Annotated in this window: 21 protein-coding genes; 11 read left to right on the top strand and 10 right to left on the bottom strand. The window is 38.8% G+C overall.

What is annotated here, in order from left to right; all coding sequences use genetic code 11:
- Nucleotides 1-21 precede the first annotated feature (21 nt).
- The 5 genes from ACTJIV_RS01575 to ACTJIV_RS01555 form a co-directional block, all read right to left on the bottom strand.
- Entirely contained in the window at nucleotides 22-1,557 is a 1,536-nt protein-coding gene (locus ACTJIV_RS01575; protein ID WP_440625196.1) for a YifB family Mg chelatase-like AAA ATPase, read from the bottom strand.
- Between the two features lie 185 nt (nucleotides 1,558-1,742).
- Nucleotides 1,743-2,705 carry a T9SS type A sorting domain-containing protein gene (locus ACTJIV_RS01570; RefSeq protein ID WP_440625194.1) on the bottom strand — a complete coding sequence of 321 codons (963 nt, stop codon included), beginning with the start codon at nucleotides 2,703-2,705 and terminating at the stop codon, nucleotides 1,743-1,745.
- Nucleotides 2,706-2,746: 41 nt separating this feature from the next.
- Entirely contained in the window at nucleotides 2,747-4,144 is a 1,398-nt protein-coding gene (locus ACTJIV_RS01565; RefSeq protein WP_440625192.1) for an outer membrane beta-barrel protein, read from the bottom strand.
- The gene (locus ACTJIV_RS01560) at nucleotides 4,137-4,703 is read right to left on the bottom strand and encodes an RNA polymerase sigma factor (protein ID WP_440625190.1); all 567 of its coding nucleotides are present in this window, start codon (nucleotides 4,701-4,703) and stop codon (nucleotides 4,137-4,139) included. The genes ACTJIV_RS01565 and ACTJIV_RS01560 overlap by 8 nt, the downstream gene beginning before the upstream one ends.
- Before the next feature lie 93 nt (nucleotides 4,704-4,796).
- Nucleotides 4,797-5,378 (bottom strand): DUF4840 domain-containing protein, encoded by a 582-nt coding sequence (locus ACTJIV_RS01555; protein ID WP_440625188.1) that lies wholly within the window; start codon nucleotides 5,376-5,378, stop codon nucleotides 4,797-4,799.
- A gap of 517 nt (nucleotides 5,379-5,895) precedes the next feature.
- On the opposite strand from ACTJIV_RS01555, the gene ACTJIV_RS01550 reads away from it, so the two are divergent.
- The 11 genes from ACTJIV_RS01550 to ACTJIV_RS01500 all read left to right on the top strand — a co-directional run bounded on the left by ACTJIV_RS01550 (nucleotide 5,896) and on the right by ACTJIV_RS01500 (nucleotide 14,467).
- Entirely contained in the window at nucleotides 5,896-6,459 is a 564-nt protein-coding gene (locus ACTJIV_RS01550; protein ID WP_336377925.1) for a hypothetical protein, read from the top strand.
- Between the two features lie 11 nt (nucleotides 6,460-6,470).
- Nucleotides 6,471-7,115 (top strand): hypothetical protein, encoded by a 645-nt coding sequence (locus ACTJIV_RS01545; RefSeq protein WP_146897049.1) that lies wholly within the window; start codon nucleotides 6,471-6,473, stop codon nucleotides 7,113-7,115.
- 10 nt (nucleotides 7,116-7,125) lie between these two features.
- Entirely contained in the window at nucleotides 7,126-7,896 is a 771-nt protein-coding gene (locus tag ACTJIV_RS01540; RefSeq protein WP_111954175.1) for a sensor histidine kinase, read from the top strand.
- Nucleotides 7,893-8,537 (top strand): response regulator transcription factor, encoded by a 645-nt coding sequence (locus tag ACTJIV_RS01535; RefSeq protein ID WP_111954173.1) that lies wholly within the window; start codon nucleotides 7,893-7,895, stop codon nucleotides 8,535-8,537. Before ACTJIV_RS01540 ends, ACTJIV_RS01535 begins: the two co-directional genes overlap by 4 nt.
- Before the next feature lie 668 nt (nucleotides 8,538-9,205).
- Nucleotides 9,206-10,051, top strand: a complete 846-nt coding sequence (locus ACTJIV_RS01530) for a caspase family protein (protein ID WP_223557980.1) — start codon at nucleotides 9,206-9,208, stop codon at nucleotides 10,049-10,051.
- A 71-nt stretch (nucleotides 10,052-10,122) separates the two neighbouring features.
- A complete protein-coding gene (locus tag ACTJIV_RS01525) occupies nucleotides 10,123-11,133 on the top strand; it encodes a trypsin-like serine peptidase (protein WP_111954167.1) in 1,011 nt (336 codons plus the stop codon).
- A 443-nt stretch (nucleotides 11,134-11,576) separates the two neighbouring features.
- A complete protein-coding gene (locus ACTJIV_RS01520; protein WP_440625184.1) occupies nucleotides 11,577-12,473 on the top strand; it encodes an alpha/beta hydrolase family protein in 897 nt (298 codons plus the stop codon).
- Between the two features lie 95 nt (nucleotides 12,474-12,568).
- Nucleotides 12,569-13,078, top strand: coding sequence for a hypothetical protein (locus tag ACTJIV_RS01515; protein WP_111954163.1), 510 nt, complete (start codon nucleotides 12,569-12,571; stop codon nucleotides 13,076-13,078).
- The gene (locus ACTJIV_RS01510; RefSeq protein WP_223557977.1) at nucleotides 13,075-13,422 is read left to right on the top strand and encodes a tRNA-binding protein; all 348 of its coding nucleotides are present in this window, start codon (nucleotides 13,075-13,077) and stop codon (nucleotides 13,420-13,422) included. The genes ACTJIV_RS01515 and ACTJIV_RS01510 overlap by 4 nt, the downstream gene beginning before the upstream one ends.
- A gap of 13 nt (nucleotides 13,423-13,435) precedes the next feature.
- Nucleotides 13,436-14,137, top strand: a complete 702-nt coding sequence (locus ACTJIV_RS01505) for a 3'-5' exonuclease (RefSeq protein WP_336377932.1) — start codon at nucleotides 13,436-13,438, stop codon at nucleotides 14,135-14,137.
- Nucleotides 14,138-14,140: 3 nt separating this feature from the next.
- Nucleotides 14,141-14,467, top strand: coding sequence for an SUF system Fe-S cluster assembly protein (locus tag ACTJIV_RS01500; RefSeq protein ID WP_111954157.1), 327 nt, complete (start codon nucleotides 14,141-14,143; stop codon nucleotides 14,465-14,467).
- Between the two features lie 225 nt (nucleotides 14,468-14,692).
- On the opposite strand, the gene ACTJIV_RS01495 is transcribed toward ACTJIV_RS01500, so the two are convergent.
- The 5 genes from ACTJIV_RS01495 to ACTJIV_RS01475 all read right to left on the bottom strand — a co-directional run bounded on the left by ACTJIV_RS01495 (nucleotide 14,693) and on the right by ACTJIV_RS01475 (nucleotide 22,986).
- Nucleotides 14,693-15,529, bottom strand: a complete 837-nt coding sequence (locus ACTJIV_RS01495) for a sulfurtransferase (RefSeq protein ID WP_440625180.1) — start codon at nucleotides 15,527-15,529, stop codon at nucleotides 14,693-14,695.
- A 196-nt stretch (nucleotides 15,530-15,725) separates the two neighbouring features.
- Nucleotides 15,726-16,574 (bottom strand): hydroxymethylglutaryl-CoA lyase, encoded by an 849-nt coding sequence (locus tag ACTJIV_RS01490; protein WP_111954153.1) that lies wholly within the window; start codon nucleotides 16,572-16,574, stop codon nucleotides 15,726-15,728.
- Between the two features lie 195 nt (nucleotides 16,575-16,769).
- Entirely contained in the window at nucleotides 16,770-18,296 is a 1,527-nt protein-coding gene (locus ACTJIV_RS01485; RefSeq protein WP_440625178.1) for a TSUP family transporter, read from the bottom strand.
- Nucleotide 18,297: 1 nt separating this feature from the next.
- Nucleotides 18,298-21,174 carry a TonB-dependent receptor gene (locus tag ACTJIV_RS01480; protein ID WP_440625176.1) on the bottom strand — a complete coding sequence of 959 codons (2,877 nt, stop codon included), beginning with the start codon at nucleotides 21,172-21,174 and terminating at the stop codon, nucleotides 18,298-18,300.
- Between the two features lie 138 nt (nucleotides 21,175-21,312).
- Nucleotides 21,313-22,986 carry an NADPH-dependent assimilatory sulfite reductase hemoprotein subunit gene (locus ACTJIV_RS01475; RefSeq protein WP_440625174.1) on the bottom strand — a complete coding sequence of 558 codons (1,674 nt, stop codon included), beginning with the start codon at nucleotides 22,984-22,986 and terminating at the stop codon, nucleotides 21,313-21,315.
- Between the last annotated feature and the right edge of the window lie 4 nt (nucleotides 22,987-22,990).

Here is a 22,990-nt window from a genome sequence, read left to right as displayed (position 1 = left end):
ACCATATTGAGAATTTCATGATTACACATTCCAAAATTCCCTGTCCAGGCTTCTGTACTGTATGGCTTCTGAGATATGATGGGATAATATATTTTCGGCCCCCTCCAGGTCGGCTGCAGTTCTGGCCACTTTCAGGATACGGTCATAAGCTCTTGCTGAAAGATTCAGCTTTTCCATAGCAAGTTTAATGAGATGCATAGAGGCTTCATCCAACCCGCAGAATGCTTCAATTTCCTTAGGGCCAATCTGAGCATTGTAGCTGATATTGAGGTTTTTATAGCGTTCATTCTGAATATTGCGTGCCTTGAGTACCCGTTCCCGAATATCTGAACTTTTTTCTCCTTTTCTTTTTTCTGCCAGCTGTTCAAACTCAACTTTCTGTACTTCTATATGAATATCTATTCTGTCTAATAATGGACCTGAAAGTTTATTCATATACCGCTGCATTTCGTAAACGGATGAGGTGTTTCCCGGATCGTCCGGAAAAAAACCACTGGGACTTGGATTCATAGAAGCCACCAGCATAAAACTGGCAGGATAGTTTACGGTAAACCGGGCTCTGGAAATTGTTACTTCACGGTCTTCAAGAGGCTGTCTCATCACTTCTAAAACGGTTCTTTTAAACTCAGGCATCTCATCAAGAAATAAAACACCATTGTGCGCAAGCGAGATCTCTCCAGGCTGGGGATAACTGCCACCTCCTACTAATGCAACGTCTGAAATGGTGTGATGCGGCGACCTAAAGGGTCTCACGGTCATGAGAGACGTTTCTGCGCCCATTTTACCGGCTACAGAATGTATTTTTGTTGTTTCTAAAGCTTCTTTCAGGGTTAATGGAGGGAGAATACCCGGTACTCTTTTGGCAAGCATTGTCTTTCCACTTCCCGGAGGGCCAATGAGAATAATATTGTGCCCACCTGCAGCGGCTATTTCCATCGCTCTCTTTGCTGTTTCCTGACCCTTGACTTCGGAAAAATCAAATGGAAAATCATTCATTTTTTCCTGAAATTCTTTTCTGGTGTCCAGTATTACTCTTTCAATAGGCTTTCCTTCGTTAAAAAAATCAATTACTTCTTTGATATTTTCTACTCCATAAACTTCCAGGTTGTCTACAATTGCTGCTTCACGGGTATTTTGCCTAGGAAGTATAATTCCTTTAAAACCTTCTTCACGTGCCTGAATTGCTATTGGCAACACTCCTTTTATGGGCTGCAGGCTTCCATCAAGGGAAAGCTCACCCATAATAACATACTGATGGATATTTTCGGCAAGAATCTGATCTGAAGCGGCAAGAATCCCTATTGCAATGGAGAGGTCGTAAGCAGCACCTTCTTTCCTAAGATCTGCAGGCGCCATATTAATCGTGATTTTCTTACCGGGAATTTTGTATCCTACATTTTTCAGGGCAGCAGAGATTCTGTAACTGCTTTCTTTAATGGCGTTATCGGGAAGCCCAACGAGATGGTATCCTACTCCTCCCGTGTCTACATTTACTTCGATAGTAATGGTTTGTGCTGCTACTCCGAAGATGGCACTTCCATAAATTTTAACTAACATGATTGGCGTTTTTTGTAAAAATAAATAATATAATATTTTAAAAAATCAGCTTTTTCATGAATAGTTTTTGGATTGAAAATGCATTTAAAAAAATTTATTCTTAAAAAAGATAAGCCGATACAGACCATCTCTGTACCGGCTTTATCATGATTAAAAAAAACTAACTAAGGATTGATCGTATGTTGTTATTTCTTTATGAATTTATTCTTATAGGTATTTCCCTGTGAGTCTTTGGAAAGAATAATATAGTTTCCGGGTACGAGCCTGCTCACATCAATAGCCTCATTAAAGCGGTGATCATTTTTCTGAAGAACTACTTTTCCTGACATATCAATAATGGAAACCGCTTTGTACGTTTTATCGGACTCTTTTCCGATATACAGGAACTGGGCTGTAGGATTTGGGTATATTCTCAGGTTTTTTTCCTTGCCTTTTGTTTCATCTGTTCCCAGGCTGCAAAACTCCCAGTTTCCAAAATTAAGTTTTACAAAATTTCCCGTCCCTAAAAATTCACACTGATCGGGGCAGTACTCTGTACAGGCATAAAATCCATATTCTCCGGATTCTGTTGCCATATAGGTATCGCCAGTTGCACCATTTATAACACAAGGATCTCCATTGGAAGGCGGCGCACTGGCTGGAATGCATTTATACCATACATGGCTGCCATAGAGATCTGGAAAGGCATCATCAAATTTTACAGATGCTCCGGCACAGATATTATATTCTCCCAGTCCTACCTGAGAAAAAGTTCCGGGTGTAAAGGTGCTCATCATTGCAGGAAGCGCATACATGAATCCATCTGCCATAATAGCCGGGCTTTCTGCCACACAGTCTCCTTGTGTAACTGCCACTTTAAAATAATAAAGCTGGTCATCATTCCCATTGATGGTCAAAGTCTGTGAAACAGCCCCGGGAATTGGTGTCCAGGGATTGGTATTAGGCGTTTGCCAGGTCCATTGCTGTTTGTACCACTGGTAGCTTCCGAATGTTTGTGTAGAAAGTGTCTCTGTTTCGGTGTTACAGAACAGGATTTTATCCGGGAATTTTACGCCCAGCCTCGGGCTTGTGATGGTTGGATTACACTGTGCTTTTATATTCAGAAGGGTCATGAACAGAAAAGCCAAAAAAATCAGTTTTGGTTTCATATTTAAATATTTAATGGTTTGTTTTAGTCTTACTCAATATATCAGTCCAGTAACAGCCTGATTCCGAACTTCATATTAAAGTTTAATGGTTTTTCTTTGTAAATGGTATTGAGCTGATTATCATTTTTAAAGTGATATCCTATTCCGGGTTCTGCATATATCCCGATTTTATCAATAATTTTCACCTGCAGCCCTATCGCTGAATTCACTGAAAGCTGTACAGGTTTCACATCAAGCCGTTCCTCCTGTTCGTCCTGAACTTCATCATTTACAATATATTTTGTCTTAAGCTTCCCTGCTACAGCTTTTTCGGCAAGCACTCCGCCGGTAACATATCCTGTAAAGCGTCCTTTCTGAATGACATTGTAATTTACCTGTACCGGAATACCTATATAATGAATGCTCTGATCCCCTTTTATATAATTTGAATTGCTTCCGGAGTGAAGTTCTGAAGTAAGTTTTGTGTAATTGACACCTGTTCCTATGCCCCATTTTTTCCCAAGGTTATAATACACGGAAACACCAAATATAACAGGAATTTTATGTCTTATCCTTGCTTCAACTTCTTTGCTTTGGTTAGCCAGCAGGACTTCTGTAAGCGGATCAGGTTCTGTTCCGGTGATCCAGAAATCATTGAAAGTCATAGGGCTTCCGCTCATAGAGGTGTAGCCAGGGAACTTCTGTTCGGAAGAATTTGAGGAAACATTTCCTGTAAGCATGCTCAGCATCCACTTTTTGGAATGACGACCTAAAATTTTAGATTTATCGTTGCCGGCATACTTTTCCGGAAGTTTATTTTCATAATTGTTAAAAATCTCCCCGTCATCCTGTTTCTTTTTCAATTCCGGACTCTCACTAAATGAAGGAGATATATTGTATAGAGGTAATTCTTTTTTTGCCAATGGAATTAAATTATTTTGCTTTTCCACAGGCCCAGGTACTATCCTATTATGATCAATGGTTTCTTTATTAAATATATTTTCTAAAATAGTGCGTGAATGAGCATTCCCTATTAATATATTTCCCTGGTCACTATATTTTTCACCTGATTTGGTGTTGCCCTGCTCATTTGTACTTGCCTTTACTGATTCTTTGATCTTTTTGCCATCTTTTTTAATGTTATCAGCATTTTCAGAGTTTACCGCTATTTTAGGTTCTGTTTCTGCATTCATTTCCTGTAAAAACTTTCCTGTAAAGAACAGCATGGTAACGGCAGCAGCCATTCCAACAATACGGTAGAACAGAGTGCTTTTTTTATTTATAGAAATAGTTTTACTTTCTTTTTTATCATCAGCTTCAAGCATCATTCCTCCGGCCATTCCGTTTTCTTCTCCTTCGGAAAAAAGTTCATCTTTAATATCTTCCCACAGCCCATCCGGAACATCCTCTTCGTGGTCTTCCATTTTCCTGTGCAGATCATTGAGCCACCGATTATTCATATTGTGCTTTTTTTGACATTTTAAATTCTTTAATTTTCTGGATCAGCAGTCCTTTTGCCCTGTGAAACTGTGAGGCGGAAGAATTTTCTGCGATTCCTAAAAGCCCGGCAATCTCTTTATGGCTTTTTTTCTCAAATACAAACAGGTTAAAAACGGTTCTGTACCCATCAGGAAGCGAGCGTATCATTTTCATAATGGCTGCCTGGGGAATTTCCTCGAGATCCGGTTCCTCATCATTGGGAATGTCGGGAAACTCTGTAAGGTCTTCATTTGTTGTTATGCCGGAATGCTGCTTTATATGCTTTAAAGCTTCGTTTACGGTGATACGGATCATCCATGCTTTCAAAGAACCGTTGCCTCTGTATTCAAATGTTGCTATGGAGCGGAACATTTTGATAAAGCTGTTCTGAAGAACGTCATGAACATCGTCTTTTCCTGAAAGATAACGGGAACAGACCCCGGCAAGATTTCCGGAATAGTTTCCGAAAAGTTCTTTCCAGGCAGTTTCTTCCTTCGTGAGAAGGCGTTTTATTAAAATCTGCTCCTTGTTTTCTTCCATGTACGACTAAGGTCCGGTTTAGCACCGATTAAAATTTTAACGCAAAAATAGACCGCATCCGGCAAACCACAATCTATTGTTTATATTATCTTATCAATTAGTTTTTATGCAGTACGGGAAATTGTAGTTAATCGCCTCGAAAGGACTCAATTCCGTTCCATTTACCGTTATTTTTTCTGCTACCAAGGCAAATCTCAGCGTGTGATCCAGACCCACAAAGTATCCTTTTTGTTTTGCTACGACCGTTACGACTGTGTTTTTGATCGCTCCATCTACCGGGATCTGAAGCTCAAGAACTTTTGGTGCAAAAGTAAGTTCTACCCAGTTTTTATCAGCATTTAATACCGTTGTATAATTCAGATTATATTTCACTTTTCCCATCGCTGCTATGGCACTCTGTGTTTTCACCGGATCTTTTACTACCGCCATTACAATTTCTTTTAAAGGAAATTCCGGAAATGTGAGGGTATCTTTTTTTATTTTAAAGTCTACAACTTTTTCCGACCTCAACTCTCCCTGCACTGTGATAAGTCTTCCTTTATAATTCCCGTTAATATCTTCCAGCTTTACGGGTGGTACTTCTATCCTGTCCTCGTTCATACACGAGAACAGGGAGAAGATGATTGATAAAATTAAAGCGGTCGTAATAACCTTAAGTACTATTGAATTCTTCATTTCATTATTTTTTTACATTAAACATTAATTGTATTGAGTACTCATCTATAAAATCCGGTTTTTGGGAAATCTTGCATGGAATTTTGAAAAAAGGATGAAATTATATTGTAAAGCACTGGTTTACTGTGAATAAAGTTTTGGAATTTATTTTATATCAATTCAAAAAACACTCTGCTCGTTGAAATTTAAAAACTAAATATTTAGTTATTCAGATTGAAAAGCAGAAAAGATAAGTGTGGGGTCCTCCTTAGAATAACCAAAATATCTCTATTCAAGAGAAGCGCTTTTGAATTCGTTTCAAACCATTGTACTGGATATTGCAAATATTTTTCGTTTTAAATATTAGATATGAAAGTCTAAAAGAAAATATTTAGAAGCTATGATCAAATAAATTCATATCTCCCTGAATTCCAAAACAAAATGTCGTAAATTTATTACTCATAAAAACAGTGTTTTCCCCCTTTTATAGAGTTGAGCAGTTACCTAATTTTGTATTATAAAATTAAAAACCATAAAAATGAAAACTCCTTTTTTATTCAAAAGTCTAAGCGCGCTTCTTGCTCTGCTTATTTTAAGTTTTTGTATGCTAAGCTGCACACGCTGCTCCGAACCGCCAAAAGAACCCGTAAGTGATAGTTATAAAAAGAAACTGATCAGTTACCGTGAAGGCAGGATACTTTATGATGAATATTCCAGAACCAATAATGTAATTCTTACAAAATACAGAAACGGAGAACCGGATTCACGCTGGTACTGGTTTTCTGTAGAAGATATGGAAGGATACCTTAACTATGTAAAAGAAACCGCCAAAAAACAACACCTTAAAAATCCGGGGATCAGAATTTATATGGGAAAATATCCTATGAATCATCCTAAAAACAAAATGGCAAAACCGGAATACGCCGGCTACCAGACTATCTTCTTAGTTCCTACCGCTCAGAATCTGAAAAGAGATAGCTCAGGAACAATGTCCAAAGCGATGAGGTCTACAGATGAGAATATAAATGTAAGTGAGATGGAAGTTCTAAATATGACTAATCTTGCTCCCCCACCTAAAGTGTCCACCGCAGATATGCCGTAAAAAATAAAGCCATGAACTGGAACATAGAAATAGGGAAACAAATATCTATGATGATATCCCTTATGGTAATGGCTTTGATGATTATCAAATACAGGAAAATCAGAAAAGAGAATTTATTTTTTATTGCAGGGTATATATTATTTTCCCTGATTGATATTTTTTGCTATTTCTATTTCAAATCTACTCACCGGTCTACTGAAATATTTTTCGTGATTGGCTTTTTAATGATTGTGTTTTTCCTGTATTTGCTGTATTATTTTCAATTACTGTATTGGCCCATTTTAAAAAAACTGCAGCTGATTCTTTTGATTCTATTTGCAGTCAATATTATTGTGATGTTTTATACAGAAGATGATCTGCTGCATCATTTCTCCTTTAATATGCTGTATACTAATATCCTTTTGTTACTGTTTTCCATTATTTTATTTTTATACCAGACCTTTAATTCTGATAAAATACTGGAGCTTAATAATTATTTACCATTTTGGGTTTCAGTCTCTTTACTGATTCTTTTTATTGGGAGTATTCCGATCCTTTATTTCAGGACTACCGTTTCAGAGCATATCTATTTTTTTATTTTATTTATGCTGAATCTTATCAGTAACGGGATACTCATACTGGGATTGATTTGGAACAGACAGGATAAACCAAGATAAGATCTAAAGTATGGAAGAAAATAATTTGGTTATTACCTTCACCATTACCTTACTTATTGTCGTTCTGATGATGATCTTCATCTATGTGGTCTTTATCAAAAAGAAAACAACCCTTCTGATCGAGCAGAAAGAAAAAGACATGCGGTTTGAAAAAGAACTGGCAACTTCGCAGGTGGAAATAAAGGAACAGACACTGAATTACATCGGACAGGAATTACACGATGATGTAGGACAAAAGCTCTCTGTGGTCCGTTTGAGACAAAATCAACTGATTTCCAAACTGAAAAATGCAGAAAAAGAAGAACTGAGCGAGCTGAGTGAATTGTTGGGCGAATGTATCCAGGATATCAGAAACCTATCTAAAACCCTGATTACGGAACAAATCATTCATTTCGGATTGACAGAATCTATTGAAAGAGAAGTAAAAAGAATACAGAAATTAAAATTATTAAAAATAGAATTCATCACCCAGAAACAGGATATTGATATTTCTCCCAAGCATGGGCTGATTCTTTTCCGGATCATTCAGGAAAGCATCAATAATATCTTAAAGCATTCCAGGGCTAAAAATGTATCTATAAAACTGGAAGATGATCACAATACCTTACGAATCAATATCTCTGATAACGGAAAGGGTTTTAATACCGACAAGATACAGGATGGTTCAGGACTGAAGAATATGGAACTGAGAGCTAAGCTGATCCATGCAGAATTTTCCATCCAGTCGGAACTTGATAAAGGAACACAAACCTCGATAATTTATTACAAACACTTCATATGAAAACTATTCCCATCGCTATCGTTGATGACCATACGTTAATGTCCAAGGCATTGGAAAATATGATTATGGAAAATCCTCAGTACAGTGTGATCATGAATCATCCCAACGGCGAAGATTTTATTGCCGCCATAGAAAAAGCTTCAGAATTACCCGCTGTAGTACTGATGGACATCAACATGCCTTATAAAAATGGTATAGAAACCACAGAATGGCTCACCGAGCATCATCCCGACATAAAAGTAATAGCTTTAACTATGGAAGATGATGAAAAAGTACTTATCAAAATGCTGAAGGCGGGAGCGAAAGGCTATCTGCTGAAAGATATGCAGCCCGCCATTCTCTTTCAGGCGATAGATACTGTATTTGACAAAGGCAGTTTTTATACCGATTTTGTTGCCCAGAAATTGTTAAAGGTAAAAACAGAAGACATCAAAAATGCGTCTCTCCTTTCCGAGTTAAAAGGCAGGGAAAAAGAATTTATAAAATGGGCCTGCAGCGAACTTACCTACAAGGAAATAGCGGACAAAATGTTCCTCAGTCCAAAAACTATTGATGGCTACAGGGATTCTGTTTTCACAAAATTAGAAATAAAAAACAGGGTCGGCCTGGTTCTTTTTGCCTTAAAACATGACTTATGCTGATGTGATTTTTACTTTTAAATCAACACAGTCCAAACCATTATAACTCAATCACTCATCCGGTAGATTTTTACAATGTACCGGATTTTTTTTGTTTCCTCTTCATTCTAATCATCCATAAAATAGTTCAGCTTTAAAAACACAATACTTATTTTTCCCTCCAAATACCCGCAATCATTCGTGTAAATCCGTGCAATCTGTGGTTAAATTTTTCAATTATCTGATTTTTCAATTTCCTTTAATTGGTACCAGTTGTAAAAAAGCCTACTTATTTTTTTAACGCAAATTCGATTTTAATACCGTATAGGATTAGGAGAGCAAAGAAGAAATCAATTTCATTGATTCGACTAAGCGACCGTTTTATCCATTCGTTTCATCAGTGGCCATGCTGCTCCTCTTTGCCTTCCTCAAAATTATGCGCTTCCTAAATGAACCTTTGCGTTAAAAAAGAATTTATCTTCCAAATACCCAATCATCCGTGCAAATCTGTACAATCCGGTGTTAAAAACTCTTTCAAACCTCAAAAAAGGTGTTTTACCTGCCACACAATCAGGCCTTTCCCTCTGTTTTTGCTCTGTTGAATAATGGAATTTTGTCATATAAAACTAATCCACAAAGGCAGAACCCGAAAAGCCAAAATAGAGTAGGGAAAATTTTAAAAACTAATAGAAATGAAAAAAGCACTCGTAATAGGAATCAATGACTATGCACCTATAGGATCAGGCGGCCCGGACTTAAACGGCTGCGTGAACGATGCAAGGGATATGGCAAATACGTTGGTGATTTGCGGATTTAATCCGGCAAAGATTAAAATCCTCACCAATCAGAACGCCACAAGAGCCAATATACTGAATTATCTGAAAGCATTAGTGAATAGCAGTGTAAAAGGAGATTCTCTGGTCTTCTATTATTCCGGACACGGAACCAGAGTAGCCAATATCGGAACAGATCTGGAAATAGACGGATTGGATGAAGCAATTTGTCCACACGATTATGCAAGTGCGGGTGTGATCCGTGATGATGATTTCAAAGCTGTTCTCAGTAAGCTGAAAGCAGGTGTGAATCTGGAAGTTATTTTCGACTGTTGCCATTCAGGAACAGGAACCAGAAAGATGGAGCTCGGACTGGATTTAGAGCTTTCCTATGAAACGCCCCGTTTCATTCCACCTATGCTGGAAGATGAATTTTATATGACCTACGCCAGTGAAATGCAATCCTCTAAAACTTCTAAAAAATCAATCTCTATGACCAAAGCTTTAGTTCCCGTTGCCGGAATGAATCATACGTTATGGGCGGCTTCCAAAGACAACCAGGTATCTATGGAAGGAAATATGAGTGGCCAGATAAGAGGTTATTTCACGTATCACTTCTGTAAAATACTACGGGCAACCAACGGCAATATTGTCAGAAAAACACTTGATAAACAGATCGCGATTGCTTTAGCTGCGATGGGAGCTGCACAAATTAACCAAACAGAAAGCATTACAGCAGAATTTTCTCAAAAAATATTTTCATAAAAATCAAATCACTGGCGGAATCCGAAAAGCCATCCAAAGAGTAGGAAAAAACTGATTAAAAACCAATAATCATGTCTAAAACTGACCATAACAAACCAATGACAACGGAAGAAGTATCAAGACTTAAAACCGTTAAAGCAAAATCAACTGAAAAATTGGCAAATGCCGAAAAACTAACCCACCAGGGACCTGCCATGGAAACCATTGACGGCAGATCTTTCCCGAAAGGAATGAAATCGATCGGAATGCCTGCAGGTGAAAAAGCTGCAGAAGGAAAAGTACTCGAGACCGATCATTTCTATCCTACCCATTCAGATTTTGAATATCAGCCTAAACTGGAAGCTAAAAAGGACCGTAAACCAAAATTCATTGACAGAGAATCTTTCTTAACCGCAGAAGGGGTAAAAACTATATTCGGTCCCGATCAGAGAAAAGTATATAATTCTACTGCGTATCCGTGGCGATGCGTAGGGAGAGTAGAAAGCGCTTTGGGCTCAGGAAGCGGGGTAATGATAGGCCCGAGACACCTTCTTACCTGTGCCCACATTGTAGACTGGCAGCCTAATAACACCACGGGCTGGTTAAAATTTACTCCAATGTATTATAACGGAAGTGCTCCTTACGGAAGCGCCTGGGGTACATTAACCTATTATAAGTACAAAGTAGCCGGACCTACGATTGATTCAACAGAAATTCAATATGATTATGTTGTTATTGTTCTGGACAGACCTATCGGAAACAGTACAGGCTGGCTGGGTGCCAAATCTTATTCAGATTCATGGGATGGCGGGGCTTACTGGACACATGCAGGTTATCCCGGAGATTTAACAGGAACCCAGAGACCCACTTATCAGACCGGTATTGCTTTAGACGGAGACTTCTGGAGCGCCGATGATAATGAAAGCATGACCCACAAAGCAGATATCTGGCCAGGGCAAAGTGGTGGTCCGTTCTGGGGATATTGGGACGGAGCTCCTTATGCTGTGGCTACCCAAAGTGCCCATAACCCAAGTGAAAACTTTGCAAGTGGCGGCTCAGATCTCGTCAATCTCGTGATAAGAGCCCGCAACGAGCATCCATAACCAATTTTTTTTCTTTATATGAAGAGTCTGACTTTTAGTTGGGCTCTTTTTTTACAGTCTGCTTCCTGTACTCGTTTTGGTATTTATTTATCAAAGCTTTTTTATTTTCTTTTTTGTACATTTTCGTTGTACAAAAACAAATTAGATTATATTTGACGTAAATGAGAAAGTGTACTAAATGAACTTCTTAATTATAAGAAAAGATGATACTTTGACTTTTTGGATTCGATATAATAAGACGCAAAAACCGTTGGTTTAATTCAGCTTATAACCGAACTCAGCGTAAAAGGAATACATTTTAAATCTATTGCAGAGAGCATAGATAGCCGTTCAGCGAATGGTAAACTAATTTTTCAAATTTTTGTTCACGCAACGCGTAAATTCAGATGTTGTAGGGAATGCTAACTAAAACCGTTCAAAATTAATTTTTATATAATTCCAAAATGAAAATCAACTTTTTTTATAACTTATTTCTGTGGTTATTATTAATCACCTTGCCTATAACTGTATTTTCGCAATCGACCGACTTTGTCATTCAAGATGTAAAGTTTGAAAGTCAGGGCGTTACTCTTGCAGGCTCAATTTTAAAACCTAAAGATCCATTTGCCGCAGTTGTAATTGTTCATGGGTCTGATCCGGTAAAAAGAGAAATGGAGTTTGCCAAGCGTCTTGCTAAAGAAGGCATTGCTGTACTTACATATGACAAACGTGGCGTTGGAGAATCTGGTGGTGTGTATGTAGGACCATCTGTTGGCACTAATAATATTGACACTGCTAATCTTAATTTACTATCTCAAGATGCAAATGCAGCGGTAAATACATTTCGAAAGTATTTGAAAGATAAAAAGACTCCTATTGGATTAGTTGGCTTCAGTCAGGCAGGATGGATCATTCCAATTGCTGCGAGCAAAAATCCACAAATAGAATTTATGGTATTATTTAGTTGCCCTACAATTACTACTTTAGAACAACTCCGATTTCAGTTTTATACTAATGGAAACAATCAATTTTGGGAAAATCATACAGAAGCAGATGCTCTTGAGCACACTAAAAATGACCCAGACCGGTATCAATTTGTGGCAACTGACCCAAAAACTTCTCTTAAAAGTCTTTCAATTCCCGGACTTTGGCTTTTTGGAGAGAAGGATATACAAATTCCCGTAAAGTTGTGCATAGAGCAATTAAATTCACTCAAAGTTCAGGGCAAACCTTTTGAATATACTTTATTTTCAACATTGGGACACAATACTGCATTTAACATTACAGAACCTTTTTCTCTTTCAATTCAATGGATAAAACAGAAAACTTTGAACACTAAGAAGTCTAAAGTATCAAAATAATACAGAATCATCAGCATATTCAATCCTCTATTTTCATCCCAAAACACTACCAAAATTTTCAATATTTTAATACATTTGTTTAAAACATATTCTGAATGAATTTCGAGCAGATCAATTTACACCTTGAGGCTTACAAAGAACACGACCAGATTCTGGATGCCGCTAAATTTTTAATCCATTCTTTCGACCTAGAACATGAAAATTTTGCAGGTTTCGGGTTCAGGGATGAGCTCTCTCCCACTTCTATGCTTTTAACTGCAGAAGGAGTACTGGGTGGCCCTCAGACCGTAATGATCCCGAAGAATTTATTTGATTTTGATCTGAATCTCGTTCTGAATATGGTTGCCCACGAAATGCTTCATGTACGGCAAAAAGCTCCCGGACAGGTCATCGAAGACAAAAATGAACGGGAATTTCAGGCCTATTATGAAATGCTTTTCCATAAAGTATTTCCACAGATCCCGGAAGTCTCGGATCATTATAAGAAATTCTTTGGAGGCCAGGCCTTAGAATATTACAGGAGAATGGGCGAAGGATCGGAACTGCAGCAGAAATATGAAGCAGAAAAAGCAGAAATAGAACACTTAATCAATTCATTATCATGACTATAAAACCGGAAATATCCTGGACAGACTTTGAAAAAATTGACATGCGATGCGGAACGATAATTTCAGTTGCCGATTTTGAGAAAGCAAGAAACCCTTCTTACCAACTGGAAATTGATTTCGGGGATCTTGGAATTAAAAAATCCTCTGCACAGATCACTTCCCTTTATCAAAAAGAAGAGCTCATAGGAAAACAGGTGATGGCTGTAGTGAATTTCCCCAAAAAACAGATCGCCAATTTCTTCAGTGAGTGTCTTGTGATGGGAGTTTATGGTGAAGATAAAAAAGAAGTTACTCTTTTAACCCCTTCACTGCCCGTAAAAAACGGAATGCCGGTAGGATAAATTACAAACACATATGATACAACACATTCCATTAGAAAAGATCTTATTCCTTGATATTGAGACCGTTCCCGGATCAGGATCATGGGAAGATCTTCCTGAAACAGAACAGAAACTCTGGGACAAGAAAACAAGGTTCCAGAGAAAAGAAGATGTTACTGCCGCAGAATTTTATGACCGTGCCGGCATTATGGCCGAGTTTGGAAAGATCATCTGCATTACCATCGGAATGGTCGAAAAGAATGAAACCTTAAAAATCAAAAGCTTTTCAGGTCACGATGAGAAGAAGCTGCTTCAGGAATTCGGAGAGATCTTCAACAGCCCAAGACTGAATAACGTAATTCTCTGCGCCCACAACGGAAAAGAATTTGATTTTCCATGGATTGCGAGAAGGTATCTTATTAATGGAATCCAACCTCCGGTCCCTTTCCAGATGTTTGGAAAAAAGCCCTGGGAGATTCCTCATATTGACACGATGGAGCTTTGGAAATTCGGAGATTATAAAAGTTTTGTTTCCCTGGAACTGCTAGCTCATGTGTTCGGAATTCCTACTCCCAAAGATGATATAGACGGTTCAATGGTTTCATCAATTTACTACATAGAAAAAGACTTGCAACGAATTGTTGACTATTGTGAAAAAGATGTCTTAACTTTGGCAAATGTTTTCCGGCGGATGCGTCAGGAAGATTTGTTGAAAAGGAATATCAATCTAGATTAAAAAATGAAATTTACAGACGATCAAATTGCTGACATTGGTGAGGAAATCATCAGCGTCTTAAAATCCGTATACGACCCGGAAATTCCGGTAGATATTTACGAATTAGGACTGATATATGATGTACAGATCTCCGAGGATGGCGATGTAAAAATTATAATGACCCTTACTACCCCGAACTGTCCGGTTGCAGAAAGTTTGCCTCAGGAAGTAAAAGACAAGGTAGGAGAAGTGGAAGGGGTGAAAAGCGTAGATTTAGAGCTCACTTTCGAACCTAGCTGGAACAAGGATATGATGAGTGAAGAAGCGAAGTTTGAATTGGGAATGCTTTAAGGTAAGGAAAACGGAAGCAGGAGGATGGAAGTTTTCAGAGTTCATAAAGCCACTTTCTTCTCATATAAACTCTTTTTTTACACTAATACAATAAAACACCCGGAAATTTCCGGGTTTTTCTATTTTCAATACGATGAGTTCGAAGAAGAAAATTACTGAGGTTAATTTCCAGAAAGTAGTAAGGCTAACACTAACTTCCGCCCTTCCTCTTTCAGCTTCCAGCCTTTAAATCTCTTTCGCAATCTCTTTTCCTTCTCTCCGGCTCCATTCGCTCCATGAACCTACATATAGATCAGGAATTGGAAAACCTGCATAATCCAGTGCCAAAATAGTATGGCAAGCCGTAACGCCAGATCCGCAATGAATGATGAGATGTTGAGGTTGATCTTTTAAAAGCTCCTTATATTTTTCTTTTAAAACTTCAGGTTTCAGGAAATTGCCGTTCTCATCGATATTTTCTGAAAAAGGAATATTAATGGCTCCCGGTATGTGTCCGGCTACAAGATCAATAGGTTCAGATTCACCTTTATAACGGTAAGCATCTCTTACATCAACAACGGTCGAATAATGGTTTACGATCTCATTTTCAACATCTTCCAACGCCTTAACGGGAAGAAGCCAACCTTCTTTTTTAATGACAGAAGTTTTTTCAAAAGTTTCCTCACCGGATGAAAATTCTATACCCTCTTTCTCGGCAGACTGTATGCCTCCATCCAGAACCTGAACGTTTTGTAATCCGAAAGATCTCAGCATCCACCAGGCTCTTGCCGCTGCATTAGCTCCGTTTTTATCATCATAAATCACAACGTGTGAATCTTCAGAAATCCCAAGCCTGGAAAGTGTTTCTGCAAATTTTGTAATATCAGGGAGTGGGTGCCTTCCTCCAAAAGCAGCATTTTCTCCGATCTCTGCCAGATCTTTATCCAGATCTATAAAACGGGCACTTTTGATGTGTTTCTCAAGATAAGTTTGATGTACGTCTTTTCCTACTCTGGCATCAAGAATGATGAGGTTTTCTGGTGAAAGGTTTTTTAGCTGGGATGATGAGATTATGGGTGACATTTTTGGTGATTTTGGGGTTAAATGATAAGTTTTAGTTAAAGCCGAGCGAGTTTTTAATATAGGAGAGCGGATTAAAACCCGCTCCTATTAATATTTGTTTTATTCCGTAGATTTTACAGATTACGCAGATTTTTTTTTATGCTTTAAAAGCAATTTCATCTGCTCCATCTGTCTGATTTGCAAGATGATATTTTAATTAAAAATGAAAGATATCCTTCGCTTTATTATATGAACTTTCAAAATTTAATAAATTCAACTTGTGCTCCACTTTTTCTACGCTCATAAAGTTGATTACCTGTTCTGTCGGCATATTTCCTACCAGATCATCTTTGGCCATAGGACAGCCTCCTATTCCTTTGATGGCACTGTCGAATCTTCTGCAGCCTTTATCGTAAGCGGCCTTCAGTTTTGAATAAGAATCTTCGTATCGGTTATGGAAATGCCCTCCGAAATTGATCTCAGGGTATTTTGAAGGGATTTTTTCGAATAAAAGAGCAATCGTTTCAGGAGTTGCAACCCCTGTCGTATCAGACAGAAGAACATCTTTAATTCCAATGTCTGAAAACCTTTTGGCCCAGAAATCTACGTCTTCCCATTTCCACATTTCTCCGTAAGGATTTCCAAAGGCCATAGAAAAATAGATATTCAGCTGCTTTCCTTCACTTTTTACGAGCTCAAGCATCCTGATGATCTCATCAAAAGCCTCTTCCTGGTTTTTGTTGGTATTCCTGTGCTGAAATGTTTCCGAAATAGAGAACGGAAAGCCTAAAATATCTACGCTCTGATGTTTTAACGCTTTTTCAGCACCTCTGTAATTCCCAATGATTGCAGAAACTTTTGTATTGGATAAGGATTTATCAATATTTTCAGCTACCTCATCTGAATCGGCCATCTGTGGAATTGCTTTCGGGGAAACAAAGCTCAGACAGTCCAATACATCAAAGCCAACCTCCATCAGAGAGTTGATGTAATCTATTTTTTTGCCGGTAGGGATAAATTCTCCCCAACCCTGCATGGCATCTCTAGGACATTCAGTAAGAAACATTTTTACTTTTTGATTTTCTCAAATATAATAAAACTAAACAAGTTTATAGATGAGGCATACAAATCTAACATTATTTTGATTTTCAAATATTTATATTCAATTTAAAATTTCGATAACTGATATGCAGCTCCGGATAAACCAGACCAGACACGGAAACCTTTGTTGATCTCCTATATTATGATTCAAAAAAAACAGCTAGATTAATGATTTTACAATCGTAATCAGACTCATCACAATCACCACCACACCTACTACCGCAAACATTTTTTTAGCAGGAAGACGCGAGGCAAACATCGCTGAGAAAGGGGCTGTAAAAACACCTCCCAAAAGAAGGCCAAGCACAATATTCCAGTGATGTATCCCGATGGTGAAAATAAAGGTTAGCGCACTGACTACGGTCAGTAAGAATTTAGCCATAGTAGAGCTCCCCACTACATACCTGGGCGTTCTTCCCTCTTTAATCAGGGTCCCCGTCACCAGTGGTCCCCAGCCTCCTCCGACAAAAGAATCAATAAATCCACCTGCCAGACCAAGTATTCTGAGATTTGTTCTTTTTTTACGCTGTCTTCCCCCTGATTTTTTTTCTTTTCCTTTAAATGCATTTCTGAGAATATTCAGTCCCAGGTACAAGGTATAACAAGCGATGACCGGTTTTACAATATGGGCATAATATTCGCCGAAATGAGATAATGCAAATGCCCCGATAAAAGCACCTACAGCCGCAACAGGAAATAAGACCCAAACCATTTTTTTATTGACATTTCCCAGCTTGTAATGACTTATACTTCCCGCAGCCGAGGTGAAAGATTCCGCAGAATGGATGCTAGCGCTTACCACAGGAGGCGGAACATTCAGAAGCAAAAGAATTGTTGTACAGATTACTCCATATCCCATGCCCATAGATCCGGCGACAATTTCTGCCAGAAATCCGGCCAGCAGCATCCAGTAAAAAACATGTCCGTCTTTACTGAGAAAGCTCTGAATATCCCCGGACAGGTTAAACTGATAAATAATCAGCGCCAATACACCAATAAGTATCAGAACACCAATGATTCCAAGATAAATATTAGCTCTTCTCTGTACTGTTTTAGTAATGTTGATTAATTTTTCCATCTCCAGTTTCGCTTCAGCAGGCGGGTCCTTTTTCTCATCCAGGTATTGCGTTGTAAGCCTGTTAAGTTCTTTTACCTTGTAACTAAAGTCTCCCTTTAACTGATTGCGGATGTCCTGCATATTGTCTAAGAGCCCATCCATTTCTTCATCGGGAATTGTTTCCGTTAAAATCTCACGTACCCGTTTCGCTACCGTCGGAGATTTTCCGTTGGTAGAAACTGCAATTTTAAGATTTCCTTTTCTTACAATGGAACCCAGATAGAAATCACATAGATCCGGTTTATCGGCAATATTCACCAGTGTATTATTTTGATGAGCCCTGTCACGGATCTGCTCTGCAACGAAAATATCATTAACCGCCACAATCGCAAGATCGGCACTGTTAAAATCATTATCCGTAAAAGACCTTTCATGCAGGGTAAGGTTGGGATAATTCTTTTTTAGTTCTTTAACCTGATCATTTATTTCCAGTGCTACCAGCTTAATGCGCGCTCCCGGAGAATTGGCGAGAACAGACTCCAGCTTCTCCAGAGCAATGTTGCCTCCACCAATGATGAGCAGTGATAATTCTTCGAGTTTTAAGAATATGGGATATAAAAAGTTACTCATCTTATTTAAAGTTTAGATCATAGGTAAATGCGACATAATACAGTCCTCCGATCTCGGGTCCTGCGGCATACTGAAAATACCGGCGGTTAAGCAGATTCGTTGCTCCGATTTTCACACTTGTTTTAATGTCCGGAATTCTCCATGTTGCCTGAGCATCGATGGTATAATATGCCGGAATGTTTCCGGAAGCTAACGGACTTTCCCATAAGAAACTATCCTGCCATCTCGCCGCAACCGTAAATCCTATATTTTTAATAATCTCCCTATTTCCAACACTTAAATTAACTGCCCATTTAGGAGTATTGAAAGCAGTAATGAAAAGATCCGAGGTATTGGTTGAAACCAGATCATTATATGAAATGTTCACATTTACATTATAGTTTTTCACCAGATTATATCGGATTCCCAGAGATGTTCCAAGACTTTTATATTTACTGTTGCTATTGGTATACACTCTGTACCGGTCCTGCTTACTTCTGTCCAGCATTGCTAAAATGGCATTATCACTGCCTATACTTTCATTTTTAGGCACCGCCACTTCTACCTGTCCCAGAAAACCTTCATAGACATTGTAATAAAAGTCCCAGTCGATGATAAGCCTGCTGTTGAATAACGCTGATTTATAGCCTATTTCAAAAGAGGTTACCTTTTCAGGCTGTAATTTCGGGAGATTGGCCGCGGACAATAAGCTTTTATTTTTCAGTGCAGCCTGGTTCTGATTGAGCCCTCCGTCTATATCTTTATTAACTGCAGAAATGAATTGGTCAATAGAAGCCAGCGTATATGAATTTTCAAGATAACCCAATCCGTCATTGGCTTTCGACAGTCCACCCACTCTTCTTACATTTCCGTTATTAACGAATGAAAGGGCTTCAAACAAAGAAGGAAAACGGTAACCATTTTGAAAAGAAACCCGGAAATTATGTTGATTAACCGGAGAGTAAACCACGCTTACCCTTGGATTTAATTTGGTTTCAAACTCAGGATTTCTATCGGCGCGAAGAGCCAGATTTATTTTTAACTTATCATCGAAAAAAAGCTTGGTAAGTTGGGCAAAAGCACCATATTTCTGGTAAATGACATTGTTTCCAAAAGTCCCGTCTGATAAAGGAATATTCCGTTCACTGACCGGCCTGTCGAAATCAACAAAATTATTTCCGTCGGGAGTGATGCTGTAAAGACGGTAATCTGCGCCGACAAGAAGATTAAAAACCTTTACAAATTTTGTAAAGTCGTAAGTAATTTCGCCCTGGTAAAATCGGGATTTCTGTTCAAGCTTTGCGCCTCCGGTGGCGGGAGCTCCTGCAATTCCGGAATTGGCTGAATCCCAGTTATTGATCCCAATGATTGTATTTTTCAGCTGTTCAAAAGCTGCCGACCCTGGAATAGCCCGGTTTTTATCGGCTTCCTGTCTTGCCAAAATAAAAGCATCATTCAGATTTACTCCAGAATTAAGCCTGTCCTGCAAAGTATTCTGAAAGATATTTTTCCAGTTGGTATTGGAAAGATTGGTAAGGTCCAGATTATCAGCTAATGGCTTAAGATTATAAGAATCTCCGGTATTTTCTATGGACATGTATGCCCTGAATGTCAATTCCTTACCTGTCAATTCTACTTTATGGTTCTGAACCGTTGCATTCTGAAGGCGGATCTTGTTTCCTCTCTGAAAAGTACCATCGAGTAATCCGTAACGGTACACGTAAGAAGTTTTCCACTGATCTCCAAAACGGTAGTACAATCCGGCATCGAATTTTACATTTTTCACTTCGGGACTTATCAGATCTTTTTCATCATATCCCGTCCTTGAAACATTAAAGGTGGTTGGCTTTCCATTATAATTCACTTTTACCGATGTCCTGTTGTTTCTTTCATCACCGTATTTATTCCAGAGATCTTCAGCCGGGTTATTGGTCAGGGAAAAGTTTGGATTGGCAGTAATCAGTGAATTGGGGTTCTGATCTGTACGGTTATCTGAGATCCAGTCAACTCCGCTGAAATAAGAGGCATTGATCTTTACAGCAAAATTTTTATTAAAAACTTTTGCAATTCTGACGGCGCTTTCTCCTAAGGAAGCGGTTTTATGATTCACATTGTCCACATGATTCACTCCGCCTCTGAAATAAAGACTTACTCCTTCCGAGGTAAACGGATCTTTTGTCTGAAGACTCGCCAATCCGTTCACAGCATTCATTCCATACAAAGCGGAAGCGGCTCCGGGAGTAATTTCCATAGACTGGATATCCAGTTCTGTAGGCCCGATTGCATTTCCCAGCGGAACTCCGAGCGTGGCAGACTGCACATCGACACCATCAACCAGTTGCATAAACCGGAAGTTATTCGGAGAATTGAATCCTCTGGAATTGGGAACTTTTAAAGTAAGGCTTGAGGTCAAAAGCTGCAGCCCTTTTACATTTTCCAATGTTTCGTAAAATGAAGCGGCCGGACTTTCCCTGATGGTTTTAATATCAATTTTTTCAATAGCAATCGGAGATCTCAGTATCTTTTCGGGAACACGTGAAGCAGAAATCACCACTTCATTGATGATGGTGTTCTGAGGATTCAATTCTACTGCAATTTTACTGGACAATGACAATATTTCAGTAGTCTGAGTGGCAAAGCCTTCTTTGGCAATGGCAATTCTGAAGGGTATTTTCACCCTTGTTCTCAGCTGAAAGTTTCCATCCTGATCGGTTACTGCTGCATCCTGAGCATGTTCTACCCGGATGTTTGCTCCGGCAATTCCTTTTTGGGTGTCTGTATGTCTGATCGTACCGCTTACTTCGATAAGCTGCTGCGCCTGTACAAAGCCGGTGAAGGAAAGGGTAAACAGTATAAGATGGATTTTATGTTTAAAATATGGGTGGTGTATGGATTTCACTTGTTTTTAATTTTAGGGTTGAAAAATGATTTTATGCGTTGTCAATTAATGAACAGCACATACACATTCGGATCCCTAAAAGATTCTGATCATGTTGTCTAGCTTTTGTCTGTCTGTAAAAGAGGTTGATCATATTTTTTATTTTACGGTTTGTAAATAGCGGTAGGAGAAATCACCAAATGTTTCTTCTGTTTTTCTCTCTTCCGAATAGACTCTGAAAAGCTGGTCGAGGGTTTCTATGATTTCTTCTTCACCGATGTTTTCTTTAAATTTTGTATTCAGGCGCGTACCCAGTCTGTCCCCGCCGATATGAAGATTATATTTGCCATATGCTGTACCAACGAATCCAATTTCGGCATTGGGTGATCTTCCGCACCCATTGGGACACCCCGTCATTCTGATGGTAATATCTTCGTTTTGAAGGCCATATTTTTCAAGGACAGGCTCTATTTTGGTGACTAAAGAGGGTAAATAGCGCTGCGCTTCTGCCAAAGCCAATGAACATGTATTCAATGCTACGCAGGCAACGGAATTTTTACGAAGTGCGCTGGCTTCATCAGTATAGGTTGAAATTCCTGATTCTTTCAGAAGAACCTCAATTTCAGCTTTATCATTTTGAGAAATATCAGACAGGATCAGGTTTTGATTACAGGTAAAGCGGAAATTGACTTTCCCGGTTTCAGCAATTTTTAACAGTCCTGATTTTAAAGGATATTCATCTGTATCAAGTACACGTCCGTGCTCTACGAATAAAGTATAAAACCATTTTCCTTCATGATTCTGTACCCAGCCGTAACGGTCTTTTCTCTGCTCAAACTTAAATTCCCTGGCAGGTTCAAAACTGAAACCACATCTTTTTTCTACTTCAGTTCTATATCCGTCGATACCCAGTTTGTCTATTGTATATTTTAACCTTGATAATTTCCTGTCGCTTCTGTTCCCGAAGTCACGCTGTACTGTGATAATTTCATACACCGCTTTCAATACTTTTTCTTCTGTATCTACAAAACCCAGGAGAGATGCAAGGCGTGCATAGGTTGCATCATTTCCATGTGTGGCCCCCAATCCTCCACCTGCCGCAATATTATAACCGACAATTTTATGATCTTCAATGACAGCAATCAGCGCTATGTCATTAATAAAAACATCTACATCGTTATTGGGAGGAACGGCAATTCCAATTTTCAATTTTCTGGGCAGATATCTGTCCTGGTATAAAGGATCTTCCTCTGCTTTTCTGTCAACAACCAATTCGTCATCGATCCACAGATCATAATATGATTTTGTTTTGGGCAGGCACATTTCGCTTATTTTTCCTGCCAGTTCATAAGCCTCCTGATGTAAAGGCGATTCGGAAGGATTTGAGGTACAGGTCACATTCCTGTTCACATCACCACATGCTGCAATGGAATCCAAATGCTGCAAATTGAAGCTCTGAATGGTCGGTTTTACATGAGATTTTAAAATTCCGTGCAGCTGAATGGTCTGGCGGGTGGTAATTTTGATCACTCCTGTGGAATGATTTTCTGCAATTTCATGAAGTCCTGCCCATTGTTCAGAAGTTAAAAAACCTCCCGGAAGCCTCAAACGAATCATATAGGAGTACAGCCATTCCAGTTTTTTGGCAACTCTTTCTTCACGTCTGTCCCGGTCATCCTGTTGGTACATCCCGTGAAACTTGATGAGTGTTTGGTCATCTTCTCTGATGGCTCCCGTAAAATCGTCCAAAAGGCTTTCTTTTAAAGTTCCTCTAAGTCCGTTACTGCTGGTCTTGATCCTTTCTACAGGGGAAAGGTTATTCTTATCTGTCATATTG

This window comes from Chryseobacterium sp. 22532 (assembly GCF_052044665.1).
GTDB classification, from domain to species: Bacteria; Bacteroidota; Bacteroidia; order Flavobacteriales; family Weeksellaceae; genus Chryseobacterium; species Chryseobacterium lathyri.
The sequence above is the reverse complement of the archived record's forward strand: the minus strand, read 5'-3'. Positions and strand labels throughout refer to the sequence as shown.

What these genes read in the sequence shown, in the direction of transcription:
- ACTJIV_RS01575 (WP_440625196.1), bottom strand. Translation starts at nt 1,557, where the DNA reads ATGTTAGTTAAAATTTATGGAAGTGCCATCTTCGGAGTAGCAGCACAA.
- ACTJIV_RS01570 (WP_440625194.1), bottom strand. Translation starts at nt 2,705, where the DNA reads ATGAAACCAAAACTGATTTTTTTGGCTTTTCTGTTCATGACCCTTCTG.
- ACTJIV_RS01565 (WP_440625192.1), bottom strand. Translation starts at nt 4,144, where the DNA reads ATGAATAATCGGTGGCTCAATGATCTGCACAGGAAAATGGAAGACCAC.
- ACTJIV_RS01560 (WP_440625190.1), bottom strand. Translation starts at nt 4,703, where the DNA reads ATGGAAGAAAACAAGGAGCAGATTTTAATAAAACGCCTTCTCACGAAG.
- ACTJIV_RS01555 (WP_440625188.1), bottom strand. Translation starts at nt 5,378, where the DNA reads ATGAAGAATTCAATAGTACTTAAGGTTATTACGACCGCTTTAATTTTA.
- ACTJIV_RS01550 (WP_336377925.1), top strand. Translation starts at nt 5,896, where the DNA reads ATGAAAACTCCTTTTTTATTCAAAAGTCTAAGCGCGCTTCTTGCTCTG.
- ACTJIV_RS01545 (WP_146897049.1), top strand. Translation starts at nt 6,471, where the DNA reads ATGAACTGGAACATAGAAATAGGGAAACAAATATCTATGATGATATCC.
- ACTJIV_RS01540 (WP_111954175.1), top strand. Translation starts at nt 7,126, where the DNA reads ATGGAAGAAAATAATTTGGTTATTACCTTCACCATTACCTTACTTATT.
- ACTJIV_RS01535 (WP_111954173.1), top strand. Translation starts at nt 7,893, where the DNA reads ATGAAAACTATTCCCATCGCTATCGTTGATGACCATACGTTAATGTCC.
- ACTJIV_RS01530 (WP_223557980.1), top strand. Translation starts at nt 9,206, where the DNA reads ATGAAAAAAGCACTCGTAATAGGAATCAATGACTATGCACCTATAGGA.
- ACTJIV_RS01525 (WP_111954167.1), top strand. Translation starts at nt 10,123, where the DNA reads ATGTCTAAAACTGACCATAACAAACCAATGACAACGGAAGAAGTATCA.
- ACTJIV_RS01520 (WP_440625184.1), top strand. Translation starts at nt 11,577, where the DNA reads ATGAAAATCAACTTTTTTTATAACTTATTTCTGTGGTTATTATTAATC.
- ACTJIV_RS01515 (WP_111954163.1), top strand. Translation starts at nt 12,569, where the DNA reads ATGAATTTCGAGCAGATCAATTTACACCTTGAGGCTTACAAAGAACAC.
- ACTJIV_RS01510 (WP_223557977.1), top strand. Translation starts at nt 13,075, where the DNA reads ATGACTATAAAACCGGAAATATCCTGGACAGACTTTGAAAAAATTGAC.
- ACTJIV_RS01505 (WP_336377932.1), top strand. Translation starts at nt 13,436, where the DNA reads ATGATACAACACATTCCATTAGAAAAGATCTTATTCCTTGATATTGAG.
- ACTJIV_RS01500 (WP_111954157.1), top strand. Translation starts at nt 14,141, where the DNA reads ATGAAATTTACAGACGATCAAATTGCTGACATTGGTGAGGAAATCATC.
- ACTJIV_RS01495 (WP_440625180.1), bottom strand. Translation starts at nt 15,529, where the DNA reads ATGTCACCCATAATCTCATCATCCCAGCTAAAAAACCTTTCACCAGAA.
- ACTJIV_RS01490 (WP_111954153.1), bottom strand. Translation starts at nt 16,574, where the DNA reads ATGTTTCTTACTGAATGTCCTAGAGATGCCATGCAGGGTTGGGGAGAA.
- ACTJIV_RS01485 (WP_440625178.1), bottom strand. Translation starts at nt 18,296, where the DNA reads ATGAGTAACTTTTTATATCCCATATTCTTAAAACTCGAAGAATTATCA.
- ACTJIV_RS01475 (WP_440625174.1), bottom strand. Translation starts at nt 22,986, where the DNA reads ATGACAGATAAGAATAACCTTTCCCCTGTAGAAAGGATCAAGACCAGC.